This window comes from Brevundimonas sp. (assembly GCF_036399195.1).
GTDB lineage: Bacteria > Pseudomonadota > Alphaproteobacteria > Caulobacterales > Caulobacteraceae > Brevundimonas.
Map to the genome: position 1 here is coordinate 1 of NZ_DASWNO010000238.1, position 21770 is coordinate 21770.

Annotated in this window: 25 protein-coding genes; 7 read left to right on the forward strand and 18 right to left on the reverse strand. The window is 69.8% G+C overall.

Features of this window, described 5'->3' with window-relative positions:
* From VGB60_RS10505 to VGB60_RS10520, 4 genes are all read right to left on the reverse strand, one after another.
* Positions 1–575 (reverse strand): class I tRNA ligase family protein (locus VGB60_RS10505; RefSeq protein ID WP_331038211.1); only part of this gene is annotated, 575 nt, incomplete at its 3' end.
* Positions 576–1033: 458 nt separating this feature from the next.
* Positions 1034–1948 carry a DUF3618 domain-containing protein gene (locus VGB60_RS10510; protein WP_331038212.1) on the reverse strand — a complete coding sequence of 305 codons (915 nt, stop codon included), beginning with the start codon at positions 1946–1948 and terminating at the stop codon, positions 1034–1036.
* Positions 1945–2337 (reverse strand): phage holin family protein, encoded by a 393-nt coding sequence (locus VGB60_RS10515; protein WP_331038213.1) that lies wholly within the window; start codon positions 2335–2337, stop codon positions 1945–1947. The genes VGB60_RS10510 and VGB60_RS10515 overlap by 4 nt, the downstream gene beginning before the upstream one ends.
* Complete coding sequence (locus tag VGB60_RS10520; RefSeq protein WP_331038214.1) at positions 2337–2903, reverse strand: hypothetical protein; 567 nt, start codon at positions 2901–2903, stop codon at positions 2337–2339. The genes VGB60_RS10515 and VGB60_RS10520 overlap by 1 nt, the downstream gene beginning before the upstream one ends.
* A 201-nt stretch (positions 2904–3104) precedes the next feature.
* Here VGB60_RS10520 and VGB60_RS10525 point away from each other — a divergent pair, with 201 nt between their 5' ends.
* Positions 3105–3815: a hypothetical protein gene (locus VGB60_RS10525; RefSeq protein WP_331038215.1), complete on the forward strand. Its 711-nt coding sequence runs from the start codon at positions 3105–3107 to the stop codon at positions 3813–3815.
* 63 nt (positions 3816–3878) lie between these two features.
* Here VGB60_RS10525 and VGB60_RS10530 read toward each other — a convergent pair whose 3' ends face one another.
* The 3 genes from VGB60_RS10530 to VGB60_RS10540 are packed head-to-tail and all read right to left on the reverse strand — an operon-like array spanning position 3879 to position 6192.
* Positions 3879–4829: a bifunctional riboflavin kinase/FAD synthetase gene (locus VGB60_RS10530; RefSeq protein ID WP_331038216.1), complete on the reverse strand. Its 951-nt coding sequence runs from the start codon at positions 4827–4829 to the stop codon at positions 3879–3881.
* Between the two features lies 1 nt (position 4830).
* Entirely contained in the window at positions 4831–5292 is a 462-nt protein-coding gene (locus tag VGB60_RS10535; RefSeq protein WP_331038217.1) for a MaoC family dehydratase, read from the reverse strand.
* A 30-nt stretch (positions 5293–5322) separates the two neighbouring features.
* Positions 5323–6192 carry a TIGR01459 family HAD-type hydrolase gene (locus tag VGB60_RS10540; RefSeq protein WP_331038218.1) on the reverse strand — a complete coding sequence of 290 codons (870 nt, stop codon included), beginning with the start codon at positions 6190–6192 and terminating at the stop codon, positions 5323–5325.
* A 113-nt stretch (positions 6193–6305) separates the two neighbouring features.
* Between VGB60_RS10540 and VGB60_RS10545 the strand changes: the two genes are divergently transcribed.
* Positions 6306–6641 carry a YMGG-like glycine zipper-containing protein gene (locus VGB60_RS10545; RefSeq protein WP_331038219.1) on the forward strand — a complete coding sequence of 112 codons (336 nt, stop codon included), beginning with the start codon at positions 6306–6308 and terminating at the stop codon, positions 6639–6641.
* 150 nt (positions 6642–6791) lie between these two features.
* Here the strand turns inward: VGB60_RS10545 and VGB60_RS10550 are convergent, their stop codons facing one another.
* On the reverse strand, positions 6792–8060 hold the full coding sequence (locus VGB60_RS10550) for an EAL domain-containing protein (RefSeq protein WP_331038220.1): 1269 nt from the start codon (positions 8058–8060) through the stop codon (positions 6792–6794).
* A gap of 108 nt (positions 8061–8168) precedes the next feature.
* Between VGB60_RS10550 and VGB60_RS10555 the strand changes: the two genes are divergently transcribed.
* Complete coding sequence (locus tag VGB60_RS10555) at positions 8169–8939, forward strand: SDR family oxidoreductase (RefSeq protein ID WP_331038221.1); 771 nt, start codon at positions 8169–8171, stop codon at positions 8937–8939.
* Complete coding sequence (locus VGB60_RS10560) at positions 8929–9861, forward strand: lipid A biosynthesis acyltransferase (RefSeq protein ID WP_331038222.1); 933 nt, start codon at positions 8929–8931, stop codon at positions 9859–9861. Before VGB60_RS10555 ends, VGB60_RS10560 begins: the two co-directional genes overlap by 11 nt.
* Here VGB60_RS10560 and VGB60_RS10565 read toward each other — a convergent pair.
* The 4 genes from VGB60_RS10565 to xseA all read right to left on the reverse strand — a co-directional run bounded on the left by VGB60_RS10565 (position 9831) and on the right by xseA (position 13115).
* Positions 9831–10343 (reverse strand): response regulator, encoded by a 513-nt coding sequence (locus VGB60_RS10565; protein ID WP_331038223.1) that lies wholly within the window; start codon positions 10341–10343, stop codon positions 9831–9833. The genes VGB60_RS10560 and VGB60_RS10565 overlap by 31 nt on opposite strands.
* 92 nt (positions 10344–10435) lie before the next feature.
* Positions 10436–11224: a M23 family metallopeptidase gene (locus tag VGB60_RS10570; RefSeq protein WP_414644514.1), complete on the reverse strand. Its 789-nt coding sequence runs from the start codon at positions 11222–11224 to the stop codon at positions 10436–10438.
* Between the two features lie 53 nt (positions 11225–11277).
* Positions 11278–11478 (reverse strand): DUF2093 domain-containing protein, encoded by a 201-nt coding sequence (locus VGB60_RS10575; protein ID WP_331038225.1) that lies wholly within the window; start codon positions 11476–11478, stop codon positions 11278–11280.
* Between the two features lie 38 nt (positions 11479–11516).
* A complete protein-coding gene (xseA, locus tag VGB60_RS10580) occupies positions 11517–13115 on the reverse strand; it encodes an exodeoxyribonuclease VII large subunit (protein ID WP_331038226.1) in 1599 nt (532 codons plus the stop codon).
* A gap of 64 nt (positions 13116–13179) precedes the next feature.
* On the opposite strand from xseA, the gene VGB60_RS10585 reads away from it, so the two are divergent.
* Together VGB60_RS10585 and purD are read left to right on the forward strand one after the other, a co-directional pair.
* Complete coding sequence (locus VGB60_RS10585; RefSeq protein ID WP_331038227.1) at positions 13180–13341, forward strand: hypothetical protein; 162 nt, start codon at positions 13180–13182, stop codon at positions 13339–13341.
* Positions 13342–13387: 46 nt separating this feature from the next.
* On the forward strand, positions 13388–14662 hold the full coding sequence (purD, locus tag VGB60_RS10590; protein ID WP_331038228.1) for a phosphoribosylamine--glycine ligase: 1275 nt from the start codon (positions 13388–13390) through the stop codon (positions 14660–14662).
* Between the two features lie 93 nt (positions 14663–14755).
* Here purD and VGB60_RS10595 read toward each other — a convergent pair whose 3' ends face one another.
* Positions 14756–15097 (reverse strand): hypothetical protein, encoded by a 342-nt coding sequence (locus VGB60_RS10595; RefSeq protein ID WP_331038229.1) that lies wholly within the window; start codon positions 15095–15097, stop codon positions 14756–14758.
* 12 nt (positions 15098–15109) lie between these two features.
* Positions 15110–15766: a murein L,D-transpeptidase catalytic domain-containing protein gene (locus VGB60_RS10600; protein ID WP_331038230.1), complete on the reverse strand. Its 657-nt coding sequence runs from the start codon at positions 15764–15766 to the stop codon at positions 15110–15112.
* A gap of 176 nt (positions 15767–15942) precedes the next feature.
* Here VGB60_RS10600 and VGB60_RS10605 point away from each other — a divergent pair, with 176 nt between their 5' ends.
* Positions 15943–17250, forward strand: a complete 1308-nt coding sequence (locus VGB60_RS10605) for a metal-dependent hydrolase family protein (RefSeq protein ID WP_414644515.1) — start codon at positions 15943–15945, stop codon at positions 17248–17250.
* Here VGB60_RS10605 and lpxK read toward each other — a convergent pair.
* From lpxK to VGB60_RS10625, 4 genes are all read right to left on the reverse strand, one after another.
* Positions 17235–18251 (reverse strand): tetraacyldisaccharide 4'-kinase, encoded by a 1017-nt coding sequence (gene lpxK, locus VGB60_RS10610; RefSeq protein WP_331038231.1) that lies wholly within the window; start codon positions 18249–18251, stop codon positions 17235–17237. The two genes, VGB60_RS10605 and lpxK, sit on opposite strands and share 16 nt — an antisense overlap.
* Positions 18248–19540, reverse strand: coding sequence for a 3-deoxy-D-manno-octulosonic acid transferase (locus VGB60_RS10615; protein WP_331038232.1), 1293 nt, complete (start codon positions 19538–19540; stop codon positions 18248–18250). The genes lpxK and VGB60_RS10615 overlap by 4 nt, the downstream gene beginning before the upstream one ends.
* Positions 19537–20223 carry a lysophospholipid acyltransferase family protein gene (locus tag VGB60_RS10620; RefSeq protein ID WP_331038233.1) on the reverse strand — a complete coding sequence of 229 codons (687 nt, stop codon included), beginning with the start codon at positions 20221–20223 and terminating at the stop codon, positions 19537–19539. The genes VGB60_RS10615 and VGB60_RS10620 overlap by 4 nt, the downstream gene beginning before the upstream one ends.
* A partial coding sequence (locus VGB60_RS10625; protein ID WP_331038234.1) for an ABC transporter ATP-binding protein occupies positions 20220–21770 on the reverse strand: 1551 nt, incomplete at its 5' end. The genes VGB60_RS10625 and VGB60_RS10620, both read right to left, overlap by 4 nt.

Sequence of the window (21770 nt, forward strand, 5' to 3'; positions counted from 1 at the left end):
CGGTACAGCTGGCCGCTGTTCTTGAACTTGTGGAACTCGGCGACGATCGCCGCCTCGGTCGGGAAGTCCATCGTGGCGTAGCGATTATCCCAGTCGCCAAGGATGCCCAGCCGCTTGAACTGGGCCTTCTGCACCTCGATCCAGCCGGCCGCGTACTCACGGCAGGCCTCACGGAACTCGGCCTTGGACACCTCGTCCTTGCGCCGACCCTTGGCCCGATACTGCTCCTCGATCTTCCACTCGATCGGCAGGCCGTGGCAGTCCCAGCCGGGGACGTAATCGACGTCGTTGCCCAGCAGGAAGCGGCTGCGGACCACGAAGTCCTTCAGCGTCTTGTTCAGCGCGTGCCCGATATGGATGTCGCCGTTGGCGTAGGGCGGGCCGTCGTGCAGCACATAGAGCGGCGCGCCCTGGGCCTGACGCTGCCGACGCAGGTCGCCGTACAGGTCGCCCCACGCCTCGATGATCGCCGGCTCCTTCTGCGGAAGGCCGCCGCGCATCGGGAAGGGCGTCTCCGGCAGGAAGACGGTCTCGCGGTAGTCGCGTGCTGCAGGCGTAGCGCTGGCGTCAGCCATGAAGTCGGTCTCGTCGTGTTGATCGTTCGCGTGGAGTCTCGAGATACCCGGCGAGCGCGGGGCGAAGCCCTGCGGCGCTACGCCGGGCGGCTAATCGAGATCGGGCGAAACACGCGGACGGTCATGGTGGAGGTGGTCTAGCAGAGGCCGATGGCAGGGCGCCAGCCGGGATCGCCAGTCGGGCGCTCGCAGCGGAAGAAGAGCGGCCATGCGCGCTGCTCCGTCCGGTCGGCTTCTTGACCTTGGCGACCGTGGACATTCCGCGAGGGCGGATTGAGGTCCGTCCGGCCCCTCAACCATGAGCCAATCCGCGCCTGTCGGTGCAGCGGCTGTTGACGTTCGTCGCCGCCGCAAAATCAGGGACTTGGCCGCAAGCGCCGGCGGCCCTGAGGTCGAAACCCGGGCGCCGCGGCCGGCTTACGGAGCCGACCGCGGGCTTGGGCTCGGATGGGCGGCGGTCAGAACCTCGACGCGTCTGGAGAGGCTGAAGGCTCGGCGGCCCCACCATCGCCGCCGGTCTGGTTCATCCGCTCCAAAACGGCGTCGGAGCCCTTGCGGCTTATCTCAGCTCCCACAGCCATGCCTTTGTCCGCAACGGCGCTCAGCGCGGCTTCCTCCTTGCGCGACAGGGGCAGCGCAGCGCCCAACAGGGCGCCGAGAGCCACCCCGATCGCGCCGGTGGCGACGGGATTGCTCTCGTGGAACTGGAGTCCCGAAGATACCGCCGCATGGGCCCCGCTCTTGGCCGAACTCGCGGCGGATTGCAGTCCGTGGGCTCCGCTGCTCGCGGCTGAACCGGCGCCGTGTTTGGCTGATGCGGCGGCCTGCTTCAGCTTTTCGCGTGCGGAAGCGCCCTTCTGTTTCACGGTTTCGGCGGCGCCTCTGACACGGGTTGAGAAGCCCGCCTGATCTTCCTGCGGATCATAGGCGATGCCGAGGGCGGCGGCCCGAGCCTGATCGAGCCGTCGAGCGTGAGCTTCGGCGCTTTCGTCATCCAGACGGATGCACGACCACTCGGCTTGCTGCAGACGATCATGTTCGCTCCAGTCGTCATAGTCCGCGGGAGCGACCGAAAAGCCGAACCCATCCGTCTGAAGCGGAGCATCCGAACTGCCGGTTGGGGCAGCCGAGGCCTTGCGATCGCTCATCATCAGCCAAGCGAGACCGACCCCCGTCAGCAGCGCCGGCATGGGGTTGTCGCGGATTTGGGTCGTCAGATCGGACGCGAAGGCTTTCGGGCCGGTGTTGAAGTAGGCCATGGCTTCGTCGAGCAGGCGGCCCGGAGACATCTTCTGCTCGATGGCCCCAAGGGTCTCCCGCAGATGTTCGCGGTTCTGTTCGAGGTCCCGCTCCAGTCGATCGGCTTCGCTCATCGAACCTGCTCCTTCACCAGTTGGGCGTCTTGTTTAAGGTTGTCCGCCGTTCGGCTCGGCGCCAGGGCGGCCGGCTTGAGCGCGGCCTTCGCGCGCGCCAGCAGAATGGCGCCGATCACCGCGCCCACGGCGGCGGCGATGAGAGCGGCGGCCCAGCGCGGCACGACGTCATAATCGTCGAGCGCATAGGCCAGCGAAAAGAGCAGCAGGGTCAGCGCCGGGATGAGGACCACGGCGCCGAGCAGCGCGGAGATCGCGCCTGTCATCGCCCGATGCAGGTTCTCCTTGATCTCGGCCTGGGCGAGACGCGCCTCGTTGCGGACGATCGATCCGATGTCGCCCGCCGCATCCTGCAACAGGGATCCGATAGGTTTGTCTTGAGCGGCCATCACAGATCCCCTCCCGCGTAGCCGCTCGCACCATCATCCAGTGGCGCGAAGGACCGGGGCTCCCCGAACGGGTCGGCGGCGACAGGCTGCGGCTCGGGCGGGGACGACGCGGCGGGTTGTGCCGCATGTTCGGCCGCGGTCTTGGCGACCCGCGCCGCGAGGAAGCCGAGCGCGACGCCGCCCGCGAGGAAGGCGGCCGGGTTTTGGCGGGCGAAGCTCTGCAGATCGCCGGCGAACGTATCCATCCGACCGTCGCGGAGATAGGCGGACACCCGCTCGATGCCCTGGGCGCCCTGGCTGAAGGCCTGCCTGGCCCAGCCTTGATCCTCTCCCAGGTTGTCGCCGGCCTGGCGGAGTTGCTCGGCGACGGCTCGCAGGGACTCTCCGGCGGAGGTGGTCGCGGCGTCGACCTTCTCGCCGCCTTGGGCGCCGAGCTTGGCCTTTGCGTTGGACATTGCGGATTTCGCAGCGTCGGAGGTGTCGCTCATCGCGCTGCGGATCTCTTCGGCATGGGTGGCGGAATGCGCGGCTCCGCCCTGCGGCGGGGCAGTATCGGTGTTGTTCATGGTTTCCCTCACGGTGTGCCGCCCGAACCGGTTGACCCCAGCCGGGTTCCACCTTTCAGCAGGTTGTGAAGACCTTGGCCGCTCTGGCTCGAGTTCAAACCGACCCGACGCCGGACGGTTTGCTCCAGCGCTTCTGGAACAGGTGCTCGCCGTTACGCTTTGTCAGCAGCAACAAGGGCCGACAGCAGGAGAGGACCCCCCATGAGCGACATTTTCGAAGCGCACCGGCATCCGACACATACCCTCATTTCCTGGCCCGCCATTCTCATCGGCGCGGTCGTGGCGGCAGCGGTCGGAGCCATGCTCAACCTTCTCGGCATCGCCTTGGGCGCCGCCGCCTTCAACCCATACGACTTCAATGGCGGGGACACCTCTGAGTTCACGGCTGCGGCCGGCATGTGGATGGCGCTTGCCAACTCTCTCGCGCTCTTCATCGGCGCCGCCGTGGCCAGCCGCGCCGCCAAATATCCCGACCACCATAAAGGCGCACTGCACGGGCTCGGCGTCTGGGCGCTGGCGTTCCTGCTGGCTTTGGTGATCGCGAGCGCGAGCGCCGCCGGCGGCGCGGCGGCCGTCGCCGGCGGTGAAGCGGCCGACCCGACGGATCCGACCATAAGGGTGGACCCCGTCACCGGAGCGCGCAGCCAGGTGATCGAGGGACAGCCGATCCAACAGACCGCGCCTGAGCGTGTCGCCGAGGAGACGGCCGACACCACCGCGCAACTGGCTCTCTGGGGCTTCCTCACCATGCTGATCGGCGCCGTCGCGGCGGTGCTTGGCGGCATGTATGGGACGCGCAATCACAAATGGATGGCCAAGGCCGGTCTTCCGGACGGCGCTGCTCATTCCGACCCCGTGCAGCCCGCTCCGAGGCAGGAACCTCATCGCGTCTATCCGACCCCGCGCTCGTAGCGCGACGGCGGCTCTGGGCCGAGGCCCGCAACGGGTCCGAAGCGGACACCTGAGCACGGGGGGCTAGGAGAGTATGGGTTGCGGACGTGTGAGCGCCGCTCGCGCGGCGGCCGCGTCGGCGTCGATCTGGATCCTCAGGGCGTCCAATCCGTCGAACGCCATCTCGCCGCGCAGGAAGGCGACCAGCTCGGTCTCAATGGTCTGGCCGTAAATATCGCCGTCGAAGTCGAACAGCCACACCTCAAGCAGCGGCTCGTCCAGCGCATACATGGGCCGCAGGCCGAGGTTGGCGACGCCGTCGACGACCCGGCCGTCCGGGAGGCGGCTGCGCGTGGCGTAGACGCCGTAGGCCGGGCGCATGTAGTCGCCCATGCGGACGTTGGCGGTGGGGACGCCGATGGTCCGCCCCCGCTTGTCGCCGTGCACCACCTCGCCCTCGATGGCGAAGGGCCGGCCGAGGATGGCGGCGGTCCGCGCCATGTCGCCGGCCTTCAGCGCCTCCCGGACCGCTGACGAAGACAGCTTCAGACCGTCGGCGTCGTCGATGCGGCTGGTCACGTCCACGCTGAAGCCGAGAGCCTCGCCATGCCGACGCAGACCCTCCGGCGAACCGGTGCGGTCCTTGCCGTAGGTGAAGTCGAAGCCGACGGCTGCGTGCTGGATGCCCAGCCCGCCGGCCAGCACTTGCCGTGCGAACGCCTCGTCGGACATGGCCGCCATCTCGGCGTCGAACGGCAGCAGATACAGCCGCTCCACACCCAAGGGGGCCAGCGCCCGGGCCATCTGCGTCGGGGTCATCAGCCGGAAAGGCGCGGCCGACGGCTGGAACCAGCGTCGCGGATGCGGATCGAAGGAGACCACGCCCAGCGGCGCTTCGAGCCGCTCGGCCGCCGCGCGCGCGCGCTCGATCACGGCCCGATGTCCCCGATGAACACCGTCGAAGGCGCCGATGGCCACAGCCGCGCCCTTCAGCCCCTCAGGCAGCCCGCGCCAGTCAGTGACGATCTCGACCAAGTCAGTCTTTCGCGGGACGCCGCCGGCGGGGCACGCGGACCAGGGCGACGCCGTCCATGACCATCTTGCCCTCGACGAAGCCCTCGCAGTTCAGCTCGACCCGGGCGCTGTCCTGATCCACCGAGGCGACGCTGATGCGCACGACCACGTCGTCGCCGATCCGCACCGGCAGGTGGAAGCCGAGGGTCTGCGACAGATAGATCGCGCCGGCGCCCGGCAGGATCGTGCCCACGACGGCCGAGCCGAAGGAAGCCGACAGCAGACCGTGGGCGATTCGACCCCGATAAGCGGTCTTCGCCGCGAACGCCTCGTCCATATGTACCGGATTGAAGTCGTCCGAAGCGTCGGCGAACTGTCGGATTCGCGCTTCGGTCACATGGATGATCTTCTCGGCGGTCATGCCGACGTGGAGCTCCTCCAGGATGTAGCCGCCGGAGGGATGTGCTGTGACGAGTTCGACCATACGGCGCGGCTTAGCGCGAATTGCGCGGCCTCACCACGTCAGATCGAGCATGGCGTAGCGGGCGTAAGTTCCTTCAGCCTTCAGCAGGGCGGCGGCGCGGGCGGGGTCAAGCCGGCCGTTCGCGCCGCGACCCGCGTCGCCGTGGATGCCCTGCGCGATGAACAGGCAGTCCAGACCCTGACGGTTGGCGCCCAGGACGTCGGTGATGACGCCGTCGCCGATGCACAGCACCCGGCTGCGCTCGACCGGGAGTCCCAGCAGCCGTTCGCCCTCTTTCAGGGCCAGATCGTAGATCGGATCAAACGGCTTGCCGACCATGGTCACGCGCCCGCCCAGGCTCTCGTAAAGGTCGGCCAGCGAGCCGCCGCACCAGATCAGCTGGTCGCCCCGCTGCACCACGCGGTCGGGGTTGGCGCAGATCATTTCCAGATTCCGGGCCGCTCCGGCGGCAAGCCGCTCACGGTAATCCTCGGGCGTTTCGACGGTATCGTCGAACAGGCCGGTGACGGAGATGAAGGCCGCGTCGGCCGCTCCGCCCGCGATCTCGAGACCCAGTCCTTCGTACAGCGGCCAGTCCCGCTCGGGACCGATGATCCAGCCGGGGCCGGGGGCGCGCTTCGCCAGTTCGACGCGGGTCGCGTCTCCGGATGTCACGAAGGCGCCCCAGCTGTCGCGCGGAACCCTGAGCTCTTCCAGCTGCGCGACCACGGCGGCGGCCGGGCGCGGGGCGTTCGAGATCAGGACCACGCGGCCGTGGTCGCGATTGAACCGGCTCAGCGCGTCGCAGGCCTCGGCCCAGCTCTCGCGCCCGTTGTGGATCACGCCCCAGACGTCGCAGAGCAGAAGATCGTAGTCTGCGGCGAGCTCGCGAAGGCCGTTCAGGGGGGAGGGCAGCGTCATCGGGCGGGCATAGCGGTTTAGGGCGAGGGGGTGAAGGCGGGAGCGCTCGTCGGAACCGTCTCGGCTGGTCCGGGGTTTCCAAGCGGGGCTAGAGGGAGAGACTGATGCGAACCATGCTCACACTCGCCGGGATCGCCGCCTGCGGCCTGACCATCAGCGGCTGCGCGACCACTGACAACTATGCGTCCCGCTGCGAGCGCGACTACGCGATGAACCGCCAATACGCCACGGCGACGGGCGCGGCCCTCGGAGCCGCTGTCGGCGCGGCGGTCGCTGGAGAGCGGGATCGGGAACGCGGCGCGGCCATCGGCGCCCTGGCGGGCGGCCTTCTGGGCAACCAGCTCTCCGAGCGGGATGATCCGTGCGGCTATGGCTTCAGCGGCTACAACCGCGACGGCCGCTACGGCTACTCGCGCGTGCCGCGGCGCGGGGACTACGGCTACTATTGAGGCCGTGCTGTCTCGTTGGGTGGCTAGTGGCTAGTGGTTAGTGGCGAGTGATTGGTGATTGGCGCCGGTTCACGACCGGTGCTCGTCGGGCGCCGACGGTGGCGCGGCAGCCACTAACCACTAGCCACTAGCCACTGGCCACCCTCGGCTCTAGCCGAACCGCCGGCGGTGGTCGGCGCTGCGCAGGGTCGACCGGATGAAGTCGGCCGGCGGATCCGTCTCCGCCAGCACCGCTTCCTTGATGGCGCGGGGCTCGCCGAACAGGTGTCCCTGGCCCATGCCGATGTCGAGTTCGAGGATGTCGACGATCTGGCGCTCGCTCTCGCATTTCTCGGCGATCAGCTCGATGCCGTAGCGGCGCGTCAGGCCGGCGAAGTCGGCGGCGGAGATGTCGCGCAGCGACGGCAGGGCCGACGCCCCGTCGGCGTCCAGCAGCTGTTCGATCAGCAGGTCGGCCGCCACCTTCATGAACTTGACGTCCGAGCGCTGCAGGTCGGCGAAGTCGAGGTCCAGCGTCTGCACCTTGTCGATTGAGAAGCGGAAACCGAGGTCGGCCAGCTTGGCCATGTTCCGCGCCTCGGCCGCGCCGCGCGCGTCGAAGGTCGCTTGGCCCAGTTCGAAGATCAGGGCCTGGTTCAGGTCGCGGTTCTCGGACAGGAAGTCGAGGAACTGCGGGAAGAAGGTCTCGTCGCCCAGCGAGGACAGGGCCACGTTGCAGAACACCCCGACCTTGCGGTCCTGACGCGCCAGCCGCCGAACGATCTGGGCGCAGCGGAACAGCAGCAGGTTGTCGATCGCCGGGACCAGACCCTCGCCCTCCGCTATGGACAGATACTCGGCCGGCATCATCACCCGGTCGTCGGCGGCGCGCAGGCGGGTGAAGCTCTCGTAGAAGATGGTCCGCCGCTGGGGCAGGGACACCACGGGCTGCAGGTAGAGGTCGACCCGATTTTCGGCCAAGGCCTCGTGAATGGTCTGAAGCAGGATATTCGACTGGTCGCGATGCCGAGCCTCGAAGGCGCTGACGGGGGCCGGCTGGGCCATGCGCTGGTCGAGCGACTCGCTCATCTGGGCGATCAGGCTCTCCAGCATCCGCACTTCGCCGGTCAGGGCCTCGTTAGAGACGACGGCGCCGGACTCGATCGCCTGCGCCAGTTCGGTCAGGGCCCCCTGGGTCGATTCCATGGCGTCGGCGAGCAGCCGGTGGGCCTCGCGGACCTGATCGATTTCCTTGCGCAGCGCGGCCTTGTCGGCGCGCCCGATCAGGTAGGTGTGGATCGCCGCCAGCAGGCCCAGCGTGCCGATCGCGCCGGCCGCGCCGGCTCCAGCGCCCAGTCCCGCCCGCCACACGAAGGCGCCGACGGTCAGGGCCATGAACAGGTAGCCGAAGAAGAGGAAGGCCTGGGTGAGTGCGCGCATCGGCAACGGTGGATCCGTCTTCCCGGATGGAATCGCCCGAGTATCGGGGTATCAGGACGGATCGCCTAGCGGCGTTGCGCGGATTCCCCCAGTCTTTCGAGGTTAACGATGGAATTGTTCGATCTGACCGGCAAGGTCGCGGTGATCACGGGCTCGTCGCGGGGGATCGGCAAGGCCATCGCCGAACGCATGGCCGAACACGGGGCGCGGGTCGTGATCTCGTCGCGCAAGGCGGGCCCCTGCGACGAGGTCGCCCAAGCCATCAATGCCCGCCATGGCGCGGGAAGGGCGATCGCCATCCCGGCCAACATCGCCTCCAAGGAAGACCTGCAGCGGCTGGTGGACGAGACCAACGCCGCCTTCGGCCGGATCGACATCCTCGTCTGCAACGCCGCCACCAATCCCTATGCCGGTCCGATGGCGGGGATCAACGACGAGCAGTTCGGCAAAATCCTCCAGAACAACGTCATCTCCAACCACTGGCTGATCCAGATGGTCGGGCCGCAGATGCTGGAGCGGAAGGACGGGGCGGTGATCATCGTTTCGTCGATCGGCGGCCTGCGGGGCAACGCGCTGATCGGCGCCTACAACATCTCCAAGGCCGCCGACATGCAGCTGGCCCGCAACCTCGCGGTCGAGTGGGGCCCGTCGAACGTGCGGGTCAACTGCATCGCCCCGGGTCTGGTGCAGACCGACTTCGCCAAATACCTGTGGGAGAACCCGGATCTGCTGAAACAGGTCACCGATCCGGCGCCGCTGAAGCGCATCGGCCAGCCGGACGAGATCGCGGGAGCGGCGGTCTATCTGGCGGCGCCCGCCTCGGCCTACATGACCGGCCAGACGCTGGTGGTGGACGGCGGGATCACCATTGCCTGGTGAGGACCAAGGCCGGGCACGTTTCCGCCAGGACCTGATCTGGCGGCTGGAGGCCGTCGCCTTCGCGGGCTTCATCGGCTTCATGCGTCTGCTGGGGGTCGAGCGAGCCTCGGCGCTGGGCGGCTGGCTGCTGCGGACCATCGGCCCCCGGACGGGGACGCAGCGGACCGTCATGCGCAACCTGCGCATCGCCTTTCCGGAGATGCCGCGGGCCGAGCGCGAGGCGCTGGCGCTGGCGCAGTGGGACCAGACCGGACGCGCCTTCGCCGAGACCGCCGTCATGGACCGGCTGGTGAAACAGGGCCGCATCGAGGTGGTCGGGCTGGAGCGCCTGCACGCCATTCGCGACAGCGGCCGCCCGGTGGTCTTCGCCGGCGGGCATTTCGCCAATATCGAGACGTTGGCCGCGACCATCACCGGCTCCGGCGTGCCGTGCCAGATCACCTATCGCGCCGCCAACAATCCCTATGTCGACGCCCAGATCATCGCCGCGAGGGCGCGCTACGGCGTCAAACTGTTCGCGCCCAAGGGCGGAGACGGCGCTCGTGAGCTGCTGGCGGGAATGGCGCGCGGGGAGTCGGTCGCCCTGATGAACGACCAGAAGTTCTCTGAGGGGCCGGAGGTCCTGTTCTTCGGTCAGCCCGTCAACGCCGCCCCCGGCCCCAGCCGGCTGGCCCTGCGGTTCGGCACGGTCCTGCAGCCCATGTCGGTGGTCCGGCTGCCGGGGGTGCGGTTCCGGCTGACGGTTTACGATCCCATCGAGCTGCAGAGGACGGGCGACCGATCGGCCGACATCGCGCGCGGGGTGCAGGCGATCACGACCTTCATCGAGGAACGGGTGCGCGAGAGCCCGGTGGACTGGTTCTGGGTCCACAAACGCTGGCCGGACAAGGTCTATGCGGCGCTGGGGCCCGAACGCGACTGATCGCTGACGCGCCGCATCGGGCCATTGTAGCTGCCGGACTGTGTCCGGCGGCGGTCCGGCCCGAAATAGCCGTCGGTCTTGACGAACGGCCGGGGGTGGAAAATCACCGCCTGAATCCGGTCGAGCACGGCCTTCGCGGTGATCGGCTTGACGAGGAATTCGGTCACGCCCGCGTCGCGCGCCTCATACACCCGGCTTTTCTCCGAATGGCCCGTCATCATGATGATCGGCAGGTACGGATTGACGCTGTCCGGGCTGTTGCGCACCAGCCGGGTGAACTCGACCCCGTCGAGCGGGAACATGTTGAAATCTATGATCACCAGGTCGGCCGGGTAGTCGCGCAGACTCTGTAGCGCCGCCCCGCCGTCGGAGGCCTCGCGCACGGAGCGGATCCCCGCGGACTGCAGCACGGCCGTGGCGATGGCGCGCATATGCGCGTTATCGTCCACCAGAAGGAGCTTGAGGCTGCCGAGCGAGGACATGGGCCTGACCAGTCGGATGACGGCGACCGCTTTAGGCTCGCATTCGCCGTCCGTCTATCCGGTATACGGCGCAGGTTGAGCGGACGGGGCCGTCAGGATCGGCTCGCCCCGACCAGCAGAGACGGATCGAGGTTCCTGTCCCGCCACCGAAGCCGCCAGCAGAGGTGAGGCCCGGTGGCCCGGCCGGTCGCGCCGACCGCGCCGATCAGATCGCCGCGTCGAAGGGTCTGGCCTTCGCTCACGTCCAGCCGCGACTGGTGCAGATAGGCGCTGATCAGGCCCTGACCGTGGTCGATCAGGACCAGACCACCCTCGAAATGCATGGCCGGCTGCGCCAGCGTCACCAGACCCGCGGCGGGCGCCCTGATCGCCGTGCCCTCCGGCGCCGCCAGATCGACGCCGTAGTGTGGACGCGCGGGCGTTCCGTTGAGCACCCGTTGACCGCCCCAGGCGCTGCTGACGCGGATGTCGTCCAGCGGCCAGTCGAAGCCGTCGCGGAAATGTGCGCCGTCGGCTCGGCTGGCGTAAGCCGCCGCCTTCAGAGCCGCCTCACGCTGAATCCGCGCCAACAGCTCCGGATCGTCCGGCGTGACGGTCGATTGAGGCAGGCCGTCTATTCGCGAGGTGGCGAACTCGCCCCGGGCGATCGTCAGGACAGCCTCGGCGGCCCGCGTTCCCTCCCGCGCCTCGATGCGGACGCTCGCGGGGGCGTCGCGATCGAAGCCCACGATGAACCATCCGTCCGCCGACGCCGAGGTCAGGGCCTCGCCGTCAACGAAGATCACGGCGCGGGGCCAGGTTTGGCCGATCACCTGGCCGCCCTGAACCCGTCGGCCCGAGGTGTTCAGCGGGCTGGACCGTGCGCGCGCCGGTCGCTGCATCAGAACCCCCGTCAGGGCCGCGCCGCCGATCAACAACTGGCGACGCAGCAGGGTCACGGCATCTGGCCCAGGCGTTGGAAAGCTTCGGTGGGGCCGGCATATGCTTCCTGTCGGCTCACCGACCAGTAGCGCAACGTCTCGAGCGGCACCGGCTTGCCGGTGACGGCGCAGACCACCGCGCGCCCCGGCTTCAGGACGACGAATTCTCCGTCGCCGTAGTGGAGGGTGGCGATGTCGGCGGGCGATGAGCTCATGGCGCAGGCTACCGCGCCGCGGCGCCGGCGGGCAAGCGTCAGAACAGGCTGCCCTGATCCGCCGGCGGAGCCTTGGGCCTGGCCGCCGGTCGGACGGGCGCGGCCGGCGTCGCCTCGCCGCCGTCTATCCGCGCGCCCCTGGCTCCGTCGGCGAACACCAGGCGAACCTGCTGGCCTTCCGACAGGGCGGCGGCGGCGGCGATCATCGTTCCGTCTACGGCCTCCACGCGGGCGAAACCCGGCTTGGGCGTCTTCGGGTTGAGCCCCGCCAGGGCGCGGGACAGGGCGGCCAGACGCGCCTCGTCCCGGTCAAGGCGGCGCGGCATCGCGGTCAGTCGGCCGCCCGCCGTCTGGAGCCGGGCGGCGCGCTGATCCAGCCGGCGATGCAGCGGCTCGGGCGACAGTCGGGCGAGGGCCCGAAGAAGACGGTGTTCGTGGGCCTTGGTGTTGGCGGTCAGGCCGACTCCAAGTCGCGCGGCCACGGCCTCGAGCCGGTCGCGGCGGCGCTCGATGGCGCGGCCCAGCAGAGCGGGGCTGAGCCGGCCAGCCACGCGGATGAGGCCACGCTCATGGACCGCGACATTGCGAGTCAGCCCCGAGCCCAGACGGCTGCCGGCGTGGTCGAGCCGCTGCTGGGGCAGGGCCAAAAGGTCTTCGGGACGGGCAGGCAAGCCCCGGGCCGCAGCTCTCAGCCGCGTCCGTCGGTCTTCGAGGATGCGTCCGCCGGCGCGGGCCAGCCGCCGATCCAGATCGGCGACCGCGTATTTGAGGTCCGCCAGCACGGGCGTGGCGATCTCCGCCGCGCCGGTCGGGGTGGGCGCGCGACGGTCGGAGACGAAGTCGATCAGGGTGGTGTCGGTCTCGTGCCCGACGGCCGAGATGATCGGGATGGAGGCGGCCACGACCGCCCGCGCAAGCCCCTCGTCGTTGAAGCACCACAGGTCCTCGACCGACCCGCCGCCCCGCGCCACGATCAGCAGGTCGGGGCGGGGGATCAAGCCGCCGGGTTTCAGCGCGTCGAAGCCGCGGATGGCGTTCGCCACCTGACCGCAGGCGGCTTCGCCCTGCACCACCACCGGCCAGACCACGACCCGGCACGGCCAGCGTTCGGCGATGCGGTGAAGGATGTCCCGGATCACCGCGCCGGTGGGGCTGGTGATCACGCCGATTACGGCCGGGAAGGTCGGGATCGCCTGCTTGCGCGCAGGGTCGAACAGCCCCTCGCCCTTCAGCTTGACCTTCAGCCGCTCCAGCTGGGCCAGCAGCGCGCCCGCCCCCGCCGCCTCCATGGTCTCGACGACGATCTGATAGGAAGACCGCGCCGGGTAGGAGGTGATCTTGCCGGTGACGATGACCTCCAGGCCGGTCTCCGGCTGCACGCCCAGACCGCGCGCCTGCCCCTTCCAGACCACGCCGTCGATGCAGGCCTTGTCGTCCTTGAGCGTCAGGTAGACGTGGCCCGAGGCGTGGCGGTTCACCTTGGAGATTTCACCCCGCAGCCGGACATGGCCGAACCGGTCCTCGAGCGTCCGCTTCAGAGCGAAGGCGAGCTCCGACACGCTCTGCGGCGGGTTGTTGTCGCGGACGGGGGGCACGGCCTCCGCTGGGCCCTCGAACACATAGGAGTCGTCGCTCATCGGCGCAGACTAGCGGTTGGGGACGGCGGCGGGAACGGCCATCAGCGCCGACCGTTCGCCGAGGATGACAGGTCCGAAGGGCGCAGACCCGGCCGAGCAGAATCGCGCCGAGCGGGACCTCGAGCGGCGCAGTTCCGCCCCCGCCGTGAGCCCGTGGCTGATCATCGGCCTGCTCCTGATGCTGGGAGCGGTCGTCTATGTAATCTCCGCGACGGCCATGCGGTGACCATCCGCGACTTGACCGGCCCCGCCGCTCCGGTCATTGCCCGCGCATGAACATCCTGCTGGTGGGATCGGGCGGGCGAGAGCACGCGCTGGCGTGGAAGATCGCGCAATCGCCGCTGGTGCGGCGGCTGATCATCGCGCCCGGCAACCCTGGCATGGAGACGCTGGGCGAACTGGCTCCCATCAAGGTCACCGAAGCCGACAAGCTCACCGCCCTGGCCCGCGAAATGAAGGCTGATCTGGTCGTGGTCGGGCCTGAGACGGCGCTGGAGGCGGGTCTGGCGGACCGGTTGGCGGCCGCGGGCATCCCCTGTTTCGGACCAACGGCCAAGGCGGCGCAGCTGGAAACCTCCAAGGCCTTCTCCAAGGCCTTCATGGAGCGGCATGAGATCCCGACGGCTGGCTATGGCGTCTACACCCGGCTGCACGAGGCGCGGCAGGCGCTGACGGTGTTCAAGCCCCCTTACGTCATCAAGGCCGATGGCCTGGCGGCGGGCAAGGGGGTGGCGATCAGCCCGACCAAGCGCGAGGCCGAGGCCGAGATCGAGCGGATGCTGAGTGGTCGATTCGGTCCCGCCGGCGCGCGCATCGTCATCGAGGAGTTCATGGCCGGCGAGGAGGGCTCGCTGTTCGCCGTCTGCGACGGGCAGCGGGCGGTGCTGCTGGGCGGGGCGCAAGACCACAAGCGCGCCTACGACGGCGATCTGGGCCCTAATACGGGCGGCATGGGCAGCTATTCGCCGGCGCCCGTGTTCACCCCGGAACTGGTCGAAGCCGCCGACCGCACCGTCGTTCAGCCGGTGGTGGCGGCGATGGCCTCGGAGGGAATCCCGTATCGCGGCGTGCTCTACGCGGGTCTGATGGCGACCGAGGACGGCCCCAAGGTGGTGGAGTTCAACGCCCGCTTCGGCGACCCCGAGTGCCAGGTGCTGATGATGCGGCTGGACGGCGACATCGTGCCCCTGCTGCTGGCCTGCGCCCGGGGCGACCTGACGCGGGCGCCGGTGCCGGCCTTCCGCGATGAGACCGTGATCTGCGTGGTCCTCGCGGCTTCCGGCTATCCCGACAGCCCGCTGGAGGGATCAATCATTCGCGGCGCCGAGCAGGACTTCGGCCCGCACGTGCAGGTCTTCCACGCCGGCACGCGCCGCCGCGCCGACCGGCAACTGGCCGCCGCGGGCGGACGGGTGCTGAACGTCTGCGCTCGGGGCAAGGACATCGCCGAGGCGCGCGAGCGCGCCTATGCGGTGGTCAAGAAGATCGACTGGCCCGGCGGTTTCCACCGGACCGACATCGGCTGGCGGGCGCTGGAGCGGGAATAGCCCGGCCGTCCCGTTTGGTCGGCGCCACTGCCGCCGTCTTGCGTTCTGTGGCAAGATCGGATGGCAGCAGGAGGTGAGCGGATGGCGAGGTCTTCAGTCTGGGCGCCGGTAGGAGTCGCCGTCGCAGCGGCCGTTTTCCCCGTTTCCGGCCAGATCGTGCAAATCAGGCCCGACACCACAGTCGGAACCCTCAGTTGCGAGCGCCGCCTGCAGCGGGTGGCGGATGCGCACAGCCTTTCGCTGCAGCCGGGCGAACGACTCGTCAGTGATCGGGCCGGGCGCCTGAGGCGCGATGCGGCGCCGGCCGAGGTCCAGATGCATTACCTCGTCGATCGTCAGATCGGGGGCTGCCCGGTTCCGGTCGTGTCGCCGACGCGGCTGGATGAAGCGAACAGGGCGGTCGGTCGCGTCATCGGCCGCGACGGCGAGCTTCACCGCTAAGCCCGGTCAGGCCCAAGCGAACAGGAGCCGGCCTTCGCCCATCCGCTCGCGCAGCGCCGGCAGATCCGCATGCGCCACCGAGAAGCAGCCGTAAGACCGCCCCAGCTTGCCTTCGCGGGCCAGAAAGGACGGGTCTGCATAGTCGGCGCCGTGGATGATGATGGCGCGCTCGCGGGCGCGGTCGTTGCTGTACTCCAGCCCGTCCAGCAACACATTTGGCCCTTGCTGCGCGCCGAAGCTTGCGCCGGCGGTGGCGAAGGCGCCGACCGAGGACATATGGCTGTCCGGCGTGTTGCCGAAGGCGGTGGCGAAGCCGGTGTGCGCCGGGTCCGAGCCGCGGCCGTGGCTGGTGCGCATCAGGGTGACGACGCCGCCCTCGAGATCGACCTCGTAGAGGCGCTCGTCGCCGGAGAATTTCTGGAAGTCGACGAGATACATCCGGTCGCGTCGGGTGATCCGGTGGCCGTGGATGTCGAGCGCGGCGGTGGCGCGCTCCAGCAGCTCCTTGCGGATCTGACCACGGGGATCCAGCCGGCGGGTCGAGTTCAGCTCGGCGGTGATGACCTCCGGCGCCCGCAGGGGCCTCAGAGGTTCGACCTTGATCGACGCCAGCGGCGCGACGCTGACCGGCGCCTGGGTCGCGGCCGTCGCGCAGCCCGACATAAGCGCAGCGCCGCCCAGTATGAATCCACGTCTCGCTAGCCGCATGCGACGCCCCTCGCACGTTTCTGAAGTGACGGAATGTTTCAGCTTGTGACCCCCGCTACAACCTGAGCCTTGGCGAAAGCCTCCGGGGGTCTAAGGTGGAGGCCGAGTCTCAGGAGGGTTTCGTGAAGCCGATCACGCCGTACATCGCCGCCGCCGCCATATTCTTTGCTACCGGCGCCACCGCGCAAAGCCCCGCCACCCCTCCCGCGCCGCCTCAGACCCAAACAACGTTCGTCCAAGTGGGGCGGCTTTTGGCCGACCCTGCGGCGGGCCGAGTCGAGCGGGATAAAACTCTCGTGATCGAAGGGAACCGGATCGTCGAGGTGCGCGACGGCTTCGTCGGGGAGGGCCGGATCGTCGATCTGCGCGACTCCTTCGTGCTCCCGGGCCTGATCGACAGCCACGTGCATCTGACCGGCGAGCAGAACCCGAACGGCCGGCTGGAGGAGGTGACGCAGTCGAACGCCGAACAGGCCATGATCGGGGCGCGGTACGCCCGCCGGACGCTTATGGCTGGGTTCACGACGGTGGCAGACCTTGGCGGAACCAACGAAGCGGTGTTCGCCCTGCGCGACGCGATCCGGCGCGGCGATGTGCCGGGGCCGCGGGTGATCGCCTCCGGCTCTTCCGTCTCGGTCCACGGCGGCCATGGGGACATCAACGGCTATCGCGAGGACGTCATGCACTTGCTCTCGTCCGAGAGCGTCTGTTCGGGCGTGGACGACTGCATGCGTGCTGTCAGGACCCAGGTCCGGGCCGGGGCCGACATCATCAAGATCACCGCCACGGGAGGCGTGCTGTCGAACACGGCCGCCGGGCTGGGCCAGCAGTTCAGCGACGACGAACTGGCCGCCATCATCGCCGCCGGCCACCGGATGGGCCGTCAGGTCACGGCCCACGCCCACGGCGCCGACGGCATTAACAGCTTCCTGCGCGCCGGCGGCGACTCGATCGAGCACGGCACCTATCTGGACGCCGAGTCGATCCGGCTGATGCAGCGACAGGGCGTCTATCTGGTGCCGACGCTGATGGCGGGAGATTACGTCGCCCGCGTCGCCGCAGGACCCGACAACTTCTTCACTCCGGCCCAGACCGCCAAGGCCCTGCAGGCCGGTCCGCTGATGCTGGCGATGGCGGGCCGGGCCCACGACGGCGGAGTGCGGATCGCCTTCGGCACCGACAGCGGCGTGTCGGCGCACGGCGACAACGCCGGCGAATTCGCCCTGCTGGTCCGCGCGGGGCTGACGCCGCTGGAGGCGATCCAGTCGGCGACCGTCAACGCCGCCACGCACCTGAAGATCGAAGCGGAAGCGGGCCGGATCGCTCCCGGCAGGCCCGCGGACCTGATCGCGGTGTCCGGCGACCCGTTGAGCGACGTGACCGAGCTGGAGCGCGTGCGGTTCGTGATGCGGGACGGGGTGGTCTACCGCGCCGAGTGAACCCGGCTCGTCAGGAGGGCGGTGAACTCCGCCTCGTCGTTGAACGTCGCCTTGACCGGCCACGAGACCACGCGCGCCCGCCAGTGCCCGGGCAGCCGTGACCAGTCCTTCTCGGTGGTGATCAGCCGTCCACCGAACGACTGCGCCCGCTCGGCGAGGAACCGCAGGTCCTCCTCGCGGAACGCAGCGTGATCGGGGAAGGGAGCGAAATCGGCCAGCTCCGCGCCGGCCGCCTTGAGGGCGCGCTCCACCTTCCACGGCTTGGCGATGCCGGCGAAGCCGACCAGCGGTCCCGGCGGTGGCGCGGCGGCGGGCAGAAGTCTCGCCACGAAGACGGGCAGGGAGGCGAAGGACTCGATCAGTTCGGCGTCAGGTTCTCCGGCGTCTGCCGGCATCAGGACCACCACGGCGTCAGTGCGGGCCAGCCCGGCCTTCAGCGGTTCGCGCATCGGGCCGGACGGAAAGACCGAGCCGTCGCCGAACGGCCATTCCCCGTCACGAGTCTCGCCGTCGACGACGATGAGGCTGAGCGCCTTCTTCAAGGAGGGGTTCTGGTGGCCGTCATCGAGCACGATGGCCCCGGCTCCTGCCGTCGCGGCGGCGCGGGCTCCGGCGACCCGGTCGCGCGCGATCCACGCCGGCCCGTCCAGCGCCAGCATCAACGGTTCGTCGCCGACGTCCTGGGCCGTATGCGCGCCCGGCTCAACCCGCAGCGGGCCCTCCAGCCGGCCGCCATAACCGCGCGACAGGGCGTGACCGTCTACACCCGCGGAGCGGAGCAGGCGCAGGACCTCGCGGGCCACCGGCGTCTTGCCGGAGCCGCCGACGGTCAGATTTCCGACCGAGATCACCGGGGCGCCCGCATCGACGGGGGTGGTGCGCGCGATCCGGCGCGCCGTCCCGACCGCCCATATCCATGAGGCCGGCTTCAGCAGGAATCTGAGTACGGATGCGGGGCGCGGGTCTCGCGCGTACCACCAGCGGGGGGTGTTCAGCTTCATCGGCCCGACCGCTCGGGCAGGAGGGGTTCGAGAGCGTCCCACAGCCGGTCGAGACCCGAGCCCGCCTCCGCCGCAGCCCTGCGCGCGCGGTCGCCCATTCGCTTGGCCTCCGCATCGTCAGCCAACAGAGGTGCGAGAACCGCGGGCAGGTCCGCGGGCGCCTCCACCACGAGCAGACCGCCTGACGCCACCAGGGCCGCCGTGACCGCCGCCCAGTTGCTCATGTCAGGTCCCGTCACCGCCGGTTTGCCCAGCCGCGCCGGCTCCAGCGGATTGTGCCCCCCGACCGGGGGTTTCTCCAGCGCGGCGGAGAAGGACCCGCCCATCACCACGACGTCGGCCAGACGCAGAAACAGGCCCATCTCGCCCAGCGTGTCGGCGATGTAGAGGTCTGTCTCGCCGTCCGGCTCCTGCCCCTCCGACCGAAGGGCGAAGCGGTAGCCGTCGCGGGTCAGGGCGGCGGCGATTGCGGCGCGCCGCTCGGGGTGGCGCGGCACAAGGATCAGGCACAGCCGGTCGGCCAGCCGGTCCAGCGCCCGCACCAGGGCGATCTCCTCGCCGTCGTGCGTGCTGGCCGCCACCACCACCGGGCGGTCGCCGATGGCGGCGCTCAGACGGGTGAAGGCCGCCGCGTCATGGGGCGGCGCGGCGCCCGACAGTTTCAGGTTCACATGCCCGTCGATCCGCGCGCCGAGGCTCTCCAGCCGCGCCGCCGAGGTCTCGTCCTGCGGCAGAATCCGGTCGAACGCCGCCAGCACTTCACGCGCCGCCCCGGGGAAGCGGCCCCAGCCCTCGACCGTCTTCTCCGTGATCCGGGCGCTGGCCAGCACCAGTCCCACCTCGCGCCGCCGTGCCTCGAGGATCAGGTTCGGCCACAGCTCGCTTTCGACGAACACGGCCAGCGAAGGTCGCCAGTGGTCGAGGAAGGCCGAAACGGCGCCGGGCGCATCGACCGGCGCGAACTGGTGGATCACGCCGGGCGGAAGACGCTTCGCCATCAGCGTGGCCGAGGTCAGCGTTCCCGACGTCACCAGCACGGTCAGGTCCGGGCGGGCCTGCCTGAACCGCTCCACCACCGGCAACAGCGACAGGGTCTCGCCGACGCTGACGCCGTGCAGCCACACGAGGTCGCCTTCCGGCCGGCGGACCGAGGCCATGCCGAGACGCTCGTCGACTCGGACCGGGTCTTCCTTGCCCTGGCGGGCGCGGGCGTCCAGCAGCCGGGGCGCAAGCGGCTCCAGCATCCGCGTCAGCAGACGGTACAGGATCAGGGCGGGGCTCACGTTCACACCCGCTTCAGGCCGGTCAGGGCGTCCGCGGCCGCCTCGACGGCGGTGATGCGCTCACGCCAGTCGGCGGAGACGTCCGCGACCTCGGCGCCCTGCGGGAAGTCGCCCCGTTCCCACACCACGGCGCCCCTGCCGAAGGGCAGGGGGATGACGGTGCGGTCCCAGTTGTTCAGGCGGATGGCCGGGTTGCAGGACAGACCAACGAACAGGACCGGCGCCTTCGACAGCCTGGCCAACACAACAAGGCCCTCGGCCATGCTGTGCACCGGGCCGCGGGGGCCGTCCGGGGTGATGGCGAGGCCGCCCACCTTGAGCTGACGCAGGCCGTCCCGCAGCGCCTGCGTCCCGCCCTTGTCGGTCTCGCCCTTGTCCTTGTTGGCGGAAGAGCCGCGCACGGCGGGTATGCCGAGCCGGGCCATCGCCCGGGCGAACAGTTCCCCGTCGGCGCTGCGCGAGATCATCCCCTTGATCGGCTGGGCCCGGCCGAGGGGCCACGCGGCCGGAGCCAGGGAGGTGCGGGAGTGCCAGAAGACGGTCAGAACGCCGCCGCCCTGATCCCAGATCTCTTCGGCGACCTGTCGGTTATCGTGGGTCCAGCGGATGGTGGCGTAACAAAAGCGCAGCCAGCCGGCCATGATCCAGCCGAGGGCGCTCTGGAGCGCGGGATCCCGGAGCGGCCTCATGAGACCGCGGCCACCGTCACCGGCTCGCTCTCGAGCGACTGCTGCTTCGCCAGGCGGGCATAGAGGCCGCCCTGATTCACAAGCGCGGCGTGCGTCCCGGTCTCCACCACCCGTCCGCCTTCGATGACGTGGATGCGGTCGGCGTTGCGGACGGTGGAAAGTCGATGGGCGATCATCAGCGTGGCGCGGCCCTGCATCAGCCGCTCCAGCGCCGCCTGCACCAGCGCCTCGCTCTCGGTGTCGAGGGCGGAGGTGGCCTCGTCCAACAGCAGGATCGGCGCGTCCTTCAGAAAGGCGCGGGCGATGGCGATCCGCTGGCGCTGGCCCCCGGACAGGCGGAGGCCGGCCTCGCCGGCGCGGGTCAGGTACCCTTCAGGCAGGGCGGTGATGAACTCATGCGCCGCCGCCGCCGCCGCCGCCTCCTCGACCTCGGCCTGCGACGCGCCGGGCCGGCCGTAGGCGATGTTGGCCGCGATCGTGTCGTCGAACAGGAACGGCTCCTGCGTCACCAGGGCGATGCCGGCGCGCAGGTCCTCCAGCCGCAGCGCGCGGATGTCCTGCTCGTTGACCGTCACCGCGCCCGCCGTGACGTCGTAGAAGCGGGGCAACAGGCTCAGCAGAGTGCTCTTGCCGCCGCCCGAGGGGCCGACCAGCGCGACGGTCTCTCCGGGTCGCACGACCAGCGACACGTCTGACAGGGTGGGCGCCCCGCCTGCCGGGGCTGGCCCGTAGGCGAAGCTGACGCGATCGAAGGCGACGGTCGCGGGCCCTGCCGGCAACGGCTGGGGGTCGGCGGCCTCGCGGATCTCCGGCTGGATGTCGAGGGCGCCGAACAGCCGCCGCGCCGCGGTCAGGCCTTCGGCCATCACGGTCTGCAGATTGGTGACCTGCCGCAGCGACTGACCCGCCGCCATCAGCAGGCCGATGAAGGCCGCGAAGGCGCCGACCGTCATTCCGCCGTCGCGCGCCCGCCATCCGGCGTAGGCCATGACCGCGGCGACCACGATCATGGCCACGAGATTGGAGAAGGGCCCTGCGAAGGCGCGGCTGTCGGCGCTCTTGATCACATGGCGCTGGCGGCGCGAGACGACCTCGGCCACGCGGGCTTCTTCCGCCGCCTCGCGGTTCTCGATCTTGATCAGGCGGACGCCGTCGAGGTTCTCCATCAGGGCGGTGGAGAGGTTGGAGGTCTCGACCATGGCTCCGGTCGTGGCCTTGCGCATCCGCTTGCCGAAGCGGCGCAGCACCAGCGCGATCAGCGGCGCGCCCAGCAGCACGATCAGGGTCAGGCGCCAGTCGGTCCAGGCCATGTAGGCGATCACCGCCACGAGCGTCAGGGCGTGCTGGGTGTAGTTGACCACTCCGTTGGTGAAGGCTTCGCGGACCAGGTTGGCGTCGAACAGCACCGAGGAGACGAAGCCGCCGGAATGCTGGCTGCGCAGACGGGCGAGGTCGGCGCGGATCATCGACCCGAACAGCCGCACCTGGATGTCCCCGACGATGCCGTGGCCCAGCCGGTTGACCAGCGCGGCCTGGCCCAGCGCGGC